Genomic DNA, 15,213 nt, shown 5'->3' on the forward strand with positions numbered 1-15,213 from the left:
TGTGTTCGCTGGCCGCTTACTGAGCATCTACTTGATTATTCAAACCAGATGCTTGGATATGAACCAGCGCATCAGGTTATCAAGGACCTAGGCGAGGCCGGATACCTTGCCGTTCGCGTTCAAAGTGTAGTGTCTAGTAAGCTCGAGTCGGCCGTAAACGATTTGGCAAAGAGGGCTATCCGCAAGCAGTTGACCGGCAATCGCCCAGCGTGCCTGGTGATGAGGATTGAGCGCCATTCTGGCGAGAGTCTTGAAGCACTCGCTGAGGATGAGAGCAACTGGCTGGCGACAAGGGCAACGAAATTGCTGAAGAGTCCCGCACATGCCCATCTTGCCGCCGTTGTATTCGTCAGTGCGCCAGCGGTGACTGCCGTAACCGAATCCTCCGAAGTTGAGCAAAGCAAAACCTATATCTTCGAGAGCCAACAAGGTAATTACTCACTCCTAGGCCTGAACCACCTTTTTGGGGTGGTGGCTAAAGGGTGATCAGATCTGCGGCTGCTTTTGGCCGAAAGCGGCCGCTTATGAGTGACCGCGATCGGCCAGAAGCGGTCCTTTGAAAGCGTCTACGGAAGAAGGACCGATTCAAACCATTTGGCGTAAGGTGCAGGTTATGCCGCATTAAGAATCTAGTACCTCAATCGGTAACGATTATCCCGAATCAATTTGTGATGTCGAGCGCCGCAAATGGCTTACTCACTCACATCGTGAGCATCCGATTTAGGATGCACGATGGTTTACGGGCCTTCCCCGGCTGCTTGCGTTTTTTTGGATGTGCCCTATAGATCAACGGCAAGTGATTCTTGGCAATTCGCGGATGCGCGCAAACTCCAAACGGTAACAATTAACGCTCTACAATCCTTGCCGATTTGCGATACCTGTAGCCCCACGAATGCCGAGAGGCATGGTTTTGAAAATGGATTGTCATGAGTAACTGCACAAGGATTTGCTGTGTGATTGCCTGTGTATTGGGCGTTTTCAATCCGGTACTAGCCGAGGATCAGCTTCGGCGCGCAGACCTGATGAGTGTTTACCAGCAAGCAGTCATTAACGATGCAAAGCTTTCCGCCGCCCGACACGCGTTCGGTGCGCAACGTGAGGCTATCCCTCAAGCGCAAGCGGGGTTACTTCCCACCCTCAGCGCTGGCGGGTCGGTGGAAGCGGTGCGACTGGAACGCGACCAACCTTCGTTGACGCGTACCCGTAATCAAAAAGTATTCCAAGCCAATTTAAATCAACCGGTGTTCCGGCTTGATCGCTGGTTTGCGCTTGAAGCATCGCAGGCGAGTACCGCTCAGGCAGAACTTGAGCTGTCGGCAAAAGAGCAGGAATTGATGTTAAGCGCTGCGCAGGCTTACTTTGAAACGCTGCGCGCACAGGACTTATTGGCTGCATCCAAGGCTGAAGAGGCCGCGTTGCTGCGTCAGCAGCAGCAAGCGCAGGCTCGTTTGGACAATGGCGCTTCAAGCATTACCGATTTACTGGATGCGCAGGCTGCCTTCGACACGGCCACCGCTAATCGCAAGCTGGCTGAGCGAAAAGTGGAGGATGCCTTCGAGGGGCTTTCTCGACTGACGAAACAGCGTTATTCGTCCATTGAGGCGATTGCGCATCAACTTCCCATAGAAACGCCTCAGCCCAACGACTCAAATGTGTGGGTCAGCCGGGCTGTGCAACAAAATCTTGCGTTGTTGGCGAGCAACTATGCCGTCGCCGCCGCCGAGCATACGCGTAGCCAACGCAAGGCGGGTTTTGCGCCGACGCTGGATGCGGTGGTCTCCTATCGCAAGGGCGATAACGACAATTTCGGCTACAGCAATCCCACGGACTTTGGGCGTTCCGGCTATTACGGCGACGTCGCGCAACGCAGTGTGGGGCTTGAGTTGAATATTCCGCTGTACTCGGGTGGTTCTACGCGTTCCCAGGTGCGTGAAGCCACCGAGCGTCTGGCACAGAGCGAGGATGAGCGCGAAGACCAACGGCGTGAAGTCGTGCAGAACGTGCGTAATTTGCACCGCGCCGTCAACTCCGATACCGAGCAAGTGATCGCGAGGCGCCAGACTATCTTGTCCAGCCAGGCATCTGTTAAAGCCAACCAGGTTGGGCGTGAACTGGGCTCACGCAATACGGCCGACGTGCTCAATGCCCAGCGTCAACTCTACAACGCGGTCAGGGATTACAACAACGCACGCTACGACTACATCATCAACACGTTGAAACTCAAACAGGCCGCTGGGACGCTGAGTCCAGCCGATCTCTCCAGCCTGGCTATGTACCTGACTAAAACTTACGACGCCGATAGAGACTTTCTGCCGGTGGATGCACGAAATCAGCGTTAATCAAGGAGCGCACTTCAAGCTTCCACAAGACCCCACTGTCACACAACCACCATGAATCTGGCGTAGATGTGTGCTGCACTTTTTGATTGAGCACTTTTGAACTGGCATGGATGCGCTATGAGCGAACAAGGCTCACATACGGAATTACCTGTAGACACGGGACTGGCCTGTTTGGTGGTGCTGGCGCGCCTGCATGACATTGCAGTGAGTGCCGAGCAGTTGGCTCACGAATTTGGCCCCGAAGGCCGCTCTTGTGCAAAACAGGAATTGCTATTGGCGGCGATGAAGTCGGGCCTCAAGGCCAAGGCTATCCACACGACGACGGGGCGCCTCGACCAAACCCCACTTCCGGCGATTGCGACAGACCTTGATGGCACCTTCTTTATCATTGCCAGGGTCGACCAGGGAAAGGCGCTGATTCACGATCCCCGTCAGGCGCGTGCCGAAGTCATCGACTATGAAACGTTGCAGTTACGATGGACCGGCGAGTTGATTCTCCTGCGATCCGAAACGGGGTCGTCCAATCAACCTTCTCGGTTTGATTTCACCTGGTTTATTCCAGCCATCATCAAGTACCGCAAGTTGCTCGGTGAAGTGCTGTTGGTGTCGTTCGTACTTCAAGTGTTTGCGCTGCTGACGCCACTGTTTTTCCAGGTGGTGATGGACAAGGTATTGGTCCATAACGGGCTTACGACTCTGGACGTGGTTGCCACCGGATTACTGGGCATCATGATTTTCGAGTCGGCCTTGAGTGGCCTGCGCACTTACCTGTTTGCCCACACCGCCAGCCGCATTGATGTCGAGCTCGGTTCGCGGCTGTTCCGTCATTTGGTCAATCTGCCCTTGGCGTACTTTCAAGCTCGGCGGGTTGGGGACTCCGTGGCCAGGGTGCGTGAGCTCGAAAACATCCGCAGCTTCCTCACCGGCAACGCCATTACGGTGGTGCTCGATGTGCTGTTCTCAGTGGTTTTTATTGCTGTGATGTTCTACTACAGCGCGTGGCTGACCTTGATTGTCCTGTTGTCGCTGCCCTTGTATTTCTTGGTATCGCTGATAGTTACACCCGTCCTGCGTGCGCGTTTGCAAGATAGCTTTGCACGCGGTGCGGAAAACCAGGCATTTCTGGTCGAGACCGTGAATGGCATCGATACGGTGAAGTCCATGGCGGTTGAACCTCAGGTCGTCCGCAAATGGGAGGATCAGATTGCTGGCTACGTTGCCGCAGGTTTCAAGACCCAAAACCTGTCGGCGATTGCCAACGAGAGTGTGTCCTTTATTGGAAAACTGGTCACGGTAGCAACGCTTTGGATGGGCGCACGCCTGGTGATTGACGGTCAATTGACGGTGGGCGCACTGATAGCGTTCAACATGATGGCCGGCAGGGTCTCCCAACCGATTATGCGTCTGGCGCAGCTCTGGACCAGTTTTCAGCAGACCGGCGTTTCTGTGCAGCGCCTTGGGGATATTCTGAACTCGCGCACGGAAATGGCTCAGGCGGCGCGCAGTGCGCTACCACCGTTGAAAGGTCATATTGAATTTGACCAAGTGCATTTCCGGTATCGGGTGGATGGCTCTGAAGTCTTGCGCGGTATCAGCGTGCAGATCGAGGCAGGGCAAGTCATTGGCGTGGTGGGGCGTTCGGGTTCTGGAAAGAGCACGCTGACGCGTTTACTCCAGCGCTTGTATGTTCCGGAACGTGGGCGAGTACTGGTCGACGGCATGGATCTGGCGTTGGCCGATGTGTCGTCGTTGCGCAGGCAGATTGGTGTGGTGCTCCAGGACAACATGCTGTTCAACCGCAGCATTCGGGAAAACATCGCACTCACAGACCCCGGTATCGCGTTGGAGTCGGTCATGCAGGCCGCACAGATGGCCGGCGCCCACGACTTCATCCTGGAACTGCCTGAAGGCTACGACACCGTGGTCGGGGAGCACGGGGCCTCCTTGTCTGGTGGCCAGCGTCAACGAATCGCCATCGCTCGCGCGTTGATCGGCAACCCGCGCATCCTGATTTTCGACGAAGCCACCAGCGCGTTGGACTATGAGTCGGAGCGCGTCATTCAGCAGAACATGCAAAGCATTTGCGCCGGTCGCACCGTCATCATCATTGCGCATCGGCTGTCCGCAGTGCGTGACGCCCACCGCATTTTGGTGGTGGACCGCGGACAAATTGTCGAGCAGGGATCCCATGCTGAATTGTTGGCACATCAGGCAGGACATTACTCACGCCTGCACCGCATGCAACAAGGATAAAAACAGGGCAGGGAGATAGTTAGCATGGCATTGGCACTGCTACAGCGTTATCGGCAAGTCTGGAGAGAGTCCTGGGGCCAGCGCAAGAGGATGGAAACGCCCAAGCGACTACCCCATGAGCTGGCGTTTATGCCGGCTGCTTTGACCTTGCAGGACAGCCCGGCGCATCCGGCCCCGCGAGTCTTCGTTTGGGGGATCATGCTGTTTTTTGTCCTGGCGCTTGCCTGGGCTTACTTTGGAACCATCGAAGTGGTGGCCGTCGCCTCCGGGAAAATAGTCCCCAGTGGTAAAACCAAGCTGATCCAATCCAGCGAAACTGCGGTGGTCAAGGCGATCCACGTCAGTGACGGGCAGCGTGTGCAAGTGGGTGAGGTGCTGATCGAACTGGATGCGACTTCGGCTGATACTGAGGTACGACGCACGCAGGGTGACTTATTGGCAGCGCGTATAGATCGCGCCCGTAGTACGGCGATGCTGCAGGCTATCGAGCACCAGCAAGAGCCGATGCTGGCGCGTGACAGCATGGTGGATCTCAGCCCCGAGCAGACGCTGAGTGCCCAGCGCTGGTTGCAAGGGCAATATCAAGAGTATCGAAGCCAGTTGGCGCAGGCAGAAGCTGAGATTCTGCAGCGCACTGCGGACATCCAGGCTGCGCAGGTGCAGGTGGTCAGCTTGCGTCAGGCGTTGCCGATCGCGACACAGTTGGCTGAGGACTATCAACTCTTGCTAGCCCAGCAATATGTTGCCCGCCATGAGTACCTGCAAAAGGAACAAGCACGCTTGGATGTGTTGCGCCAACTGAGTGTGCAACAGGCCAGCGTATTGCAATCCACGGCTGCCCGGGGCGAAGCACAACGTCGACGCGAAGGCGTGGTGGCGCAGACTCGACGCGCCATGCTGGATCTGCAACAAGAGGCTGTCCAGAAGGAAGCGAGCCTGGTTCAGCTGCTGACCAAGGCCCGCTATCAAGAAACCCTTACCCAGCTCAAGGCGTCGGTAGCTGGCACTGTCCAGCAACTGGCGGTGCATACCGTGGGTGGTGTGGTAACGCCAGCGCAGGCATTGATGGTCATCGTGCCTACCGACCAGCCCGTTGAAGTGGAAGCGCTGCTGGAAAACAAGGATGTGGGTTTTGTCCACGCCGGCCAGGCGGTGACCGTCAAGGTGGAAACCTTCACCTTCACCCGTTATGGCACCGTTGAAGGGGAGGTGATCGGGGTGTCCAACGATGCGATAGACGATGAAAAGCGTGGGCCCGTCTACAGCAGTCGGATTCGACTGAAAGAGGATCATTTGAATATCAAGGGAGAACGCGTTGCGCTATCGCCGGGTATGTCGGTCACGGCGGAGGTCAAGACGGATCAGCGTCGGGTGCTGGATTACTTCCTGAGCCCTTTGCAGCAGCATGTTCAGGAGAGTTTGAGAGAGCGCTAGGCGACTATTTTCATGGATGGGGTTCGGTCTTGCGCGGCTCGAACAGTCTTAGGTTTAAGGTCCTCACTTTTGATGGCGTGCTCTGTGCAGCTAAAACTAAAAATACTCCTCACGGCGATACTTCTTACGACGATTCCACTTATAGGGAGCGCCACAGTGCCATGTACTTTTGAAAATAAGGGGCTGGGTGGTGGGCCGTCTTTTAAGTTTAATTTTTCAAAAGAAGAGTGCCGACTCGTGGAAACCCGTAACGGCAGTGTTGTGACGCTTACAGTTCAATATCCTGAGATGAAATTGATAGGTGCCAGAGTGGTGGATGACTCTGTGGTTGTCTTGCGGATGAGCCATATTGATTCTGAAAGATACGACCAAAATGGAATCATCGGAACGCGGGAGCCAGATAGGCGCTTGGGCACTATCGATATTTATGATGTTGGATCTGACGAAATGTATCGTTTTCGTGGCAAGGATGGTGAAGTTGTCTTTGTGAGGAATATGGGAAATACCTATTTGGCTAAAAGGCTTGTGGCGGGAGACGTATTTGTTTTTTATCAATATTCAAAAAACCATCAGGATCTTGAATATTTAGATGCGACTATCACGGGTTTTTTAAGTCAGAAACTGGTTCGCTGAGGGGCTAAGTATGAACCTTGTTGAGTTTGATTCGAATCAAAAGGCCGTGTTGCAGGGGTTTCAGGATGCCAAGAACTATCCTGCCGCCTATGACTATATGAGAAATATTGTTAATGAGAAGCTCCTTTTAGCGTCTGATGAAGCCACGAAAAGGGATCTAATCATCGCCTCTAATTGGCTCAAGGCTGCAAAGTCGATCAATAGTAATGATGGTTCTTTCTCAAATGAGATGGTGCGCGGTTCAATGTATGTCGCCGTCGATCTTACTGGGCGGAATTTGACTGATGCTGAATTTCAGAAGGCATCCGATCAGTTGGCGGTTGCTGTTTTGGATTCGGTATTAATTACAGGAGCTATTTCAAGCATTGATCAAATTATTGATCAGGACGTAAGCTCAGCGGTCAATGGACTGGGATTGGAAAAGTGGAACTGGGCCGGGACCTTGGGTGACATACTTCCTGTTGCTTTAGGTGGTTTGGGCTATGACTTTGTTCAGGTGACCGGCGAGACGAATGCCGAGCTTGTTCACAACTATGGTATTGCTCTTTTACAAAACGCAGGTGGGCTTGCTCGCTCTCTCTATCACGGGATAGAAGAGACGGGTGAAGTGGTTGTTATCGTTGCTAAAACAGTCGATTGGCAGAAGCTTATACTCATGCCTTTCCTGGGCCTTGCACCTGTTGGAACCCCTCTCCAACCCGATACTGCAGCGGCCATACGCGATATAGGTGTTAATGCTGACGGAAACTTGAAACTGACCGTGCCGCTTGCATCCAGTGCTGTTGGTGAAGCGACATTGCTCTACAAGAAAGATAGCGTTCAAATCAGCGTCGCCGGAATTTCCTTAATGGAGGTCCCGAAAGATTCGACTATTACCGTTGGAAAGCAAAACGTTTCTGTATCACACAGCTATGGCGACTTGTCGGCTACCTATCGTTTGACGGCTCAAGGGGTAGCCGTCGCATGGAGAAACGCCGATGGTGGATTGGCGGTGGAGCAGACCTACGGTTTCGATGGACTGCCTGTAAACACCACCTGGAAGCAGAACGGTCAAACGTTCACCGGACCTGCACAGGATCTGGCCGCGTTCATCAGCCAGACGTCTACCCAAGCTGGCGCGTTGGTCTTGTCCCAGACCCTGGCATCTCAGCAGACACAAATAGGAGCCCTATTGGCTGCACCTGCCGAGGGGGCATTCGCTGCTGCAGAAAATGCCCTGTCCTTGAAGGCTCTGCAGCATCGCCTGGCCCAGGAACCCTATTCTGATCGCTGGTCACCCACTGCATTGGGCGCCAGTATTCCTTTTGCACTGAGATTGTCGAACGGCTTACAGGCGGCAATCCAGCAAGTACTCAATATTGCTCAGCAAGGCTGGGGTACTTACAACGTTGGGGTCGTCACCATCCTACCGTTGGAGGTATCGGGATCTGGCCAATACCATCTGCCGCTGGTGTTGGACTTGGCAGGCAACGGCATAAAAATGCTCCCACCGTCACAAAGCAACGCCATGTTCGATCATAACGCCGATGGGGTAAAGAGCGCGGTGGGATGGGTCGGGGCGGACAACGGCATCCTGGTGTTTGATACCAATGGCAATGGCGCTATCGATAATGCAACCGAGTGGTTTGGGGAGTCCTTCTCGGTACCTGGAAGCAAGGCACCTGCAGGGCAAAATGGCTTTTCCGCACTGGCGACCCTCGCCGCTTCTGGGAGTGCGGTTTTCTCTCGGGATACCGCGTTGATCAACCCCTCGACCGGGGGCAGTTATTTTGACGCCGTTAAAGTTTGGGTGGATGCGGATCAGAATGGCATTTCTACACCTGACGAATTGAAAACATTGACGTCTCTGGGTATCGCATCCATTGACCTGATATCGACGCATGACGGCCGTCAGGTGGGAGGTGGGTTAATCGATTCCACCGCCGGTTTTACGTTCACCAATGGCACACGAAGAGATATTGCCGATATTGGGTTGGCCGAGAATACCGAGGCTGCTCAAGGGGCCGCGCCCATCAACCCAGGCACCCTGATATTTGCCGATTACGCCTCCAAAGGTTACGCGTCGATGGCCGCAGGCCAGGCGCGCGGTGCTGACGCGGCGCTGGCAACGACGGCGCCTGACTTTGTAGGTTATACGGCCGCGTTGCAGGCCTGGTCAGTCAAGCAGCGTTATCGCAGTAGCCAGGGGTTTCCCAACCCTTTGCTCGGGGTGCGCGATCGAACGCTCATCACCTTCTATGAAGGTGAAAGTGGTGCCCAACAAGGGAGCACTGCCGGTAAGCAAGTGATGACATTGCTACAGCAGGGCTCGACGTACTACGGCTCTGTTCGCGCCACTCTGCAAGCCGTTGATGCGGGGGCGATGGCGCTGGAGCAGGCGCAAACTGCGGCGCAAATTGGCAACGCCGTGCCGAGCGCTGAGGCGCGTTCGACCGCCCAAGCCATGGCACATTCTGCCGCTATCTCATGGGGCGCCGCAGCGGCCTCGTATTTGACCACCTCAGAGGCGTGGGCTGCTTACACCGGCAGGTTGGAAGCCTTGCGCGGCCAAGTGAACAGCCTGGTTCCGGTGAATAAGAATTCAATCGGCCATTTACCCGGGAATAATACTTTTTTCTCCCCCGATGATGCGGGTTTCGCTGCGGATACCTTTACCGCTTACGCCGCCTTATTGCAATTGTCCAGGGACCTCAAAGTCGGTATCGACACGTCTCTTGGGGCGTTCGCGCAATCAGCGGGTTACGCCAAGGCCTACACCGGCGTGGCGGGAGGGACAGTGGCTGTCGACAAAGGCTACAACTTGATTCTAGCGGGCAGCGGCGCGCAACGCTTCGTGCTCAATAACAGTGTCGATAACGTGCTGGTCAGCCAGGCTTCCGGGCAGGTGACTCTGCAAGGATTTCAGGCGGGCAGCGCTGGCGATCAGGTTCAGTTGCTTGGACTTGGCGATAGCGCCTCTCTCATTCGCACCCAAGATGGCCTGCGTGTAATAGCCGCCGGCGGCCAACGCTATGTTGATCTATTGGGCGCCAATGCCTCGGACTTGAGCCTGTTTGCCAATTTCAGCGGTGTACGCACACTGTCGTTCGCCGGCTATGACCAGGCCGGAGTACGCAGTCTGCGAAATAACGGGCTCAACGACGGCCAAGTGCATATCAACGAGATCATTGCCTCACGCTACGGCGATACGCTGATAAGTGGCGATTGGAGTTCTGTGCTCAGAGGCGGCATTGGCAACGATACTTTTCTGGTAACCGGGCGAGGCGCCTGGATCGATGGTGGAGCGGGCACCGATGTCGTTAGCTATACAGAGATAGCCGGCGGTGTGAACGTCAATTTGTCCTCAGGACGCGATAGCCTGGAAAGTACGCTGTATAACATCGATAACGTTATCGGCTCCGCGTGGAGCGACACATTGACAGGCACCACCGCCAATAATGTGTTGGCAGGTGGTCGAGGCAATGATCGGCTTGAAGGCGGTGGTGGCAACGAGGTGTACGTCTTCGATCGGGGAGACGGCCAGGATAAAGTGATCAATGGTGTCTCGGGCAATACCGGGCCGAGTTCGATACTGAAGTTACAAGCAGGTATAAAGGCGGCCGACTTGTGGTTGGCACGCGAAGGCAACAACCTGCTTGTAGCTGTGTTGGGCAGCCATGACCGCATCGAAATTCAGGACTGGTTCGCAGCCGACTACCGTCAGCTCGCGGCTATCGAACTGTCCAACGGTCTGCGGCTTGGCAACGATGCGGTGGAACTGGCCATTGCCACTCAACAATCCTGGAAACAAGCCAATTCCGGTTTTAATCCCGTAGACCCATTGACGATAAATAAGCCACCGTCGCTGGACGCTTATTTTACCGCCCATGTGGACGTGCCACTGGTGCCTTCGATTTCAAATGTCGCGCTCGAAACGCGTAGGGTTTATGAGTCGGGCGCGCTCACGCAAGGCGCAGGTCTGGCGACGACGGCCGCCAACCAGGCCGCGGCGGCAATTGCGGCGTTGGGCAGCAAGAGTGCTCAGGCCAGCAGCCTTGGCCGTCAGGTGTCGCTGATTTACCTGGTCCCCAGTATGAACACCTACCGTTATTACAATAGCCAGGACCCACAGGCCTATATCCTCACGACACAGTTCAATTTCGATTCGACCAACCCAATGACGGGCCGACCCAAGAGCGTGGTCAGCTACGAGCGCATCAGCGCGCTGAAGGCGGATGCCTTTTATGTAAAGCATATTTTCGAGGTGTCTTCTCCGCCGTCCTCGACGACCAGCAACCCCTATCTGGAACGTGGCGTGGGTGCTGTTGCCGCCTCTGTTGCCGCCTTCGCATCGATCAACAGTTCACTGTCGCTGACTACGAGCGTGGGGCAAGCAGTGGCGTCTTCAGCCAGCGCTCGGCAATCTGCGTTGGGCCAGGCGGTCAACGCGAATGACACGAAAAGTGCCGCGACCGCACACTCAGCCAAAGAGGCAGCGACCGTATTTGAGCGCGGGTTGGGCAGTACGGTTTCACTCTATCAAAATGCACTCGATGGCTTGGCAGGCTCATCGGCGCTGATCGCTCAAACAGCGGCCAACCTCGCAAGCATCCTGCCGCCAACTGTCGTTACGACAACACAACGTTACGTTACCAAGAGTCTATTTCCGCCTTTTACTCCGGCACACTGGGTAACGGTGACCAGCACCAGCCGTTACGAATGGGCGTCTACTGTCGATAGGGACAAAGCCAATGCATTGCTAACGGCTCAGGCGAGTGCGCAAGAAGCGTACACCCAAGCAAGCGCCAGTCTGCAAACCTACAAAACGGCGTTGGGATCGGTGTTGGGTTACGCTGATGTTCAGTTCGTTTCGGGTAGCCAAGTCTCAGCGGTCGCTGCTGCGTCCGCAAGCTTATTGATTTCAGGCGCCGGGAATGGGCATGGCATGACCGGCGGTGCAGGCCGCGATATGTTTTTGTTCACGCAGTCGGCGGGAGCAACCGGTCACCGCATCAATGTTTTTCAGGCCGGAGTTTCAGGCGACCGATTGCTGCTGAGTTCAGCCTCCAGCACGGCTTACCTGGATGAAGATGCTTCGGCGCAGGCCCGTCTGTCTTTCTCGCCAGGCACTCCTTTACTGACCTTAACCGGGGTCAATCTCAATGCTCTCTCCCTGTACGACAATCTATTAGGTGTTGCTACCGTGGATTACTCCGGTTCAAGCAAAGGGATAGTTGCGCAACTTGACTCACTCACGCCACGGGATTTTGATGGCTTTACCCATGTGCAAAACCTCAACGGCAGTGCTTTCGCTGACCGGTTGAGCGGTGACAGTCGGGACAACGTACTCAATGGTGGGGCCGGTGATGATGTTCTGACAGGCAAGGGCGGAAACAACGTGCTGAGCGGTGGTGCCGGTAATGATATGGCCAGTTATGAAGGCGCCCCAACCGGCGTGGTCGTAGATCTGGCTAAAGGCACGGCAAGCAACGGGTACGGTGGGATCGACCGGCTGACGAGTATTGAGAACCTTCTGGGCTCCAGCCACGACGATATCCTGTCGGGAGATACCGGTAGCAACCGACTTGAAGGAGGAGGGGGCAATGACTTGCTGATCGGCGGTGGTGGCTATGACCACTATGTAATTGCCAGAGGGCGGGGGCACGACACTCTTATCAATGGGATAGGAGAAGCCCGGGGTGCCCTGCGCATCGACAACGAGTCCCGTGAGTCGCTGTGGTTTCAGCGGGCGGGTAATGATCTGCGCGTGCAACTATTGGGCAGCGATACCGACATCACTGTGCAGGGCTGGTATGACAACTCCGTCAGCCGGCTGGACAGGATCGCCCTCGGTGGAAGCCATACGAACTATCTACTGGGGACGCAGGTTGACCAGTTGGTTCAGGCAATGGCAGGGTTCAGTGGCAGTCATCCCGGATTTGATCCGAAGGCATCGGGCGTTATCTCAGATGCTTCGTTACTGGCAACGTTGAGCAGTAGCTGGTTGACGAGTCCTGCGGCTTAAACATCAGATCTTAGACGCGGTTGACGTGCAACCGCGTCGTGTTTGACCCTAAAGCATTGCGGCTATCTCCATTAGAGGGACTCTTCGCCATTTTCTGAAAACCATCTAGTGACCTCTTCTATTGCTGCACCCAGGGCATGCTGGTTGTGCAGAAGCAGAGCGTCTGCCGTGGCGATGTTGGAGTCTGAATTATTTGGCATGGATTAGTCCTTGATCGAGGCGTCTGCAGAGACTAGTCCATTGCAGCCGGATCATGCTCAACCAATCAATCTCGACGCTTTGTTTTCCGCACCCAAATAGCGCACCAGTCCCATATCAGAACCATATGGCCTTTTTTCAGACGCCAAAAACCACAAAACCCAAACTTTCTCTAGGAAAGCAGTAGTTTGCGCTTACTGAATGTGGCGATGAAGAAGCGATTCGAACTCCCACAAACCTTTCCCACCATCATTGCTTCTTGTGATACATCGTTACTGTCCGCTTATGGCTGTAGATTCAACCGGTCGCTAGCTACCGTCCGCTTTTGGCCGATACCTGCCTTTCAGAGGGCTGTTGTCAACTCAACGCCCAACAATTAACGCGATACTATCTCCGAAGGCTCAGAACACAACCCTCCCCCTTATTAGGTAGTTGGATTCACCACCGAATATTCGATCACGGAGCGGGCAGTCGCTTTGAAAGAATCCAGAAGGCATCCCATGGCGCCTGTTCCGACATCAGAACCTTCTGCGTTTGCGCCAAGCGAGATGGGTCAAGCTGCCAATCCGGCACCCGCAACCCTCGATTACCCAGACTGATCGCTAACAACCGCCCCGCCTTGATTTCCCGACTGACTTGCTCCCTCGACACCCCCGCCAACCGCGCAAAATCTGGCACGGTCAAATTAGTCGGCGCCTCATAAGCCGCCAGCATTGCAAGACGCTCACGCTGTATATCCGAAACAACCGGCTCATCTGCCACCACTGCGCCCTCCTCGCGCGCTGCCGGACGTGAAGGATCACCCTCAGCGCAGGAAGACGCCACAACCCTTTTCGGCGCACTAGCGACGTCATAGACCAACGAAGTGCTAGCTCCCCCCTCCGCCGCCAGCAACGGTGCCGTCCCTTCCAACCGAATGGTCAGCGGCGAACACGCAGCCTCATGCTTGCCCTGCGCCCATAGCTCCAACCGATTCGCCCAATCCTGCATCATCGTGCGGCGCTGCTCGATGTATCTGGCGTGGTTGTAGGTGGCACTGACCTGGTCCGGATCCGCATGGGAAAGCTGCGCGTCAATCCAATTTTTGGGGTAACCGATCTCATGTAGTGCAGTTGAAATGGTCGCGCGCATGCCGTGCCCGGTGAGCTGGTCGGCGTAGCCCATTCGGTGCAGGGCATTGTTCAGTGTGTTCTCGCTGATCCGCAGTTTTAGGTTGCTGCGATGTGAGAACAGAAACTTCTGTGCGGGTACGACTTGATCAAGTAGGTAGCGGACGATTTCGATTGCCTGGACGGAAAGCGGAACGACGTAAGGCGGAATTTCACCGGCCGGCTTATTGCGCTTGCGCATCTTGAGTTGGAGCTGTTTGACGACCTCCGGCGGAATGACCCATAGCTGCTTTTCCAGATCGAACTGATCAGGCGTGGCGTAGCGCAATTCGCCTGTGCGCACACCGGTCAGCAGAAGCAGGCGCAAACCCAGTTTGGTTTGAAGGTGGCCGCCGTATTGTCGGATCGCCTTCAGCAGGTCGGGCAGTTGCTCCATCAGCAGGTAGGGGTTGTTCGCCACCGGTGGCCTGGGCAACGCGACGACGTCCAGGTCTGAGGCGGGATTGAGTTCCATGCCTTCAACTTTTACCAGGGCATAGCGGAACAGCTGGTTGAACCAGGTTCGGCATTTTTCGGCCATGGTGAAGGCTTTGCGTTGTTCGATGGTGCTGAGGATCGCCAGCAGATCGTGGCGGGTGATGCTTTTGATGGGGCGTTCAGCCAGGGTGGGCAGAATGTCTTTTTTGAAGACCCTAAGGATCTGCGAGAGTGTGGTCTGCCGGCCTTCTTTCAGGCTCAGGCGGCGGAAGTCGATCCAGTCGTTATAGACCGCTTGGAAAGTTTGTTTTACTTCGGCCTTGGCCTCAATACGCTGCCGCTTTCGGTGGTCGCACGGGTGGATGTTTTGAGCCAGTAACTTACGCGCTTCGTCTCGCCGGGTGCGCGCTTCTTTCAGGCTAACTGCGGGATACATGCCAAAGGACATGCACACCTGTCGCCCAGCCCAGTAGTAGCGAAATAACCAGCATTTGCTGCCAGCAGCAGTCACCATGAGCGACAAGCCGTCAAAGTCGCCGATAGTGTATTTTTTACCCGTAGGCCGGGCATGACGAATGGTGAATTCCGAGAGTGGCATGGTGAGCTCCTTTTAGAGAGTCAGCACCCGATGCTCGTCCGGTAACCTGAAGGGAACCAGCCAAAATACGTTTTCCAGTCGTTCCGTAAAAACCACTTAAGAAACTACTTAAACGTACCGGATTACCCTGGATTCCCGTGGTTTTCCGCAGAAACGAAAAAAGACGCC

Annotated in this window: 7 protein-coding genes; 6 read left to right on the plus strand and 1 reads right to left on the minus strand. The window is 55.2% G+C overall.

Annotated elements, in window-relative coordinates; all coding sequences use genetic code 11:
- From IQK56_RS20065 to IQK56_RS20090, 6 genes are all read left to right on the plus strand, one after another.
- On the plus strand, window positions 1-486 hold a 486-nt coding region (locus tag IQK56_RS20065), incomplete at its 5' end, for a hypothetical protein (RefSeq protein WP_193862329.1).
- 440 nt (window positions 487-926) lie between these two features.
- Window positions 927-2,339, plus strand: a complete 1,413-nt coding sequence (locus tag IQK56_RS20070; RefSeq protein ID WP_193901797.1) for a TolC family outer membrane protein — start codon at window positions 927-929, stop codon at window positions 2,337-2,339.
- A 117-nt stretch (window positions 2,340-2,456) separates the two neighbouring features.
- Entirely contained in the window at window positions 2,457-4,592 is a 2,136-nt protein-coding gene (locus IQK56_RS20075; RefSeq protein WP_150762170.1) for a type I secretion system permease/ATPase, read from the plus strand.
- 24 nt (window positions 4,593-4,616) lie between these two features.
- On the plus strand, window positions 4,617-6,026 hold the full coding sequence (locus IQK56_RS20080; RefSeq protein ID WP_150762169.1) for an HlyD family type I secretion periplasmic adaptor subunit: 1,410 nt from the start codon (window positions 4,617-4,619) through the stop codon (window positions 6,024-6,026).
- 84 nt (window positions 6,027-6,110) lie between these two features.
- Window positions 6,111-6,659: a hypothetical protein gene (locus IQK56_RS20085; RefSeq protein ID WP_150762168.1), complete on the plus strand. Its 549-nt coding sequence runs from the start codon at window positions 6,111-6,113 to the stop codon at window positions 6,657-6,659.
- A gap of 10 nt (window positions 6,660-6,669) precedes the next feature.
- Entirely contained in the window at window positions 6,670-12,663 is a 5,994-nt protein-coding gene (locus IQK56_RS20090; protein WP_193862327.1) for a calcium-binding protein, read from the plus strand.
- A gap of 654 nt (window positions 12,664-13,317) precedes the next feature.
- Here IQK56_RS20090 and IQK56_RS20095 read toward each other — a convergent pair.
- The gene (locus IQK56_RS20095) at window positions 13,318-15,045 is read right to left on the minus strand and encodes a tyrosine-type recombinase/integrase (protein ID WP_246500254.1); all 1,728 of its coding nucleotides are present in this window, start codon (window positions 15,043-15,045) and stop codon (window positions 13,318-13,320) included.
- Window positions 15,046-15,213: the final 168 nt, after the last annotated feature.

Origin of the sequence: Pseudomonas cyclaminis (assembly GCF_015163715.1) — a bacterium.
Classification (GTDB): domain Bacteria; phylum Pseudomonadota; class Gammaproteobacteria; order Pseudomonadales; family Pseudomonadaceae; genus Aquipseudomonas; species Aquipseudomonas cyclaminis.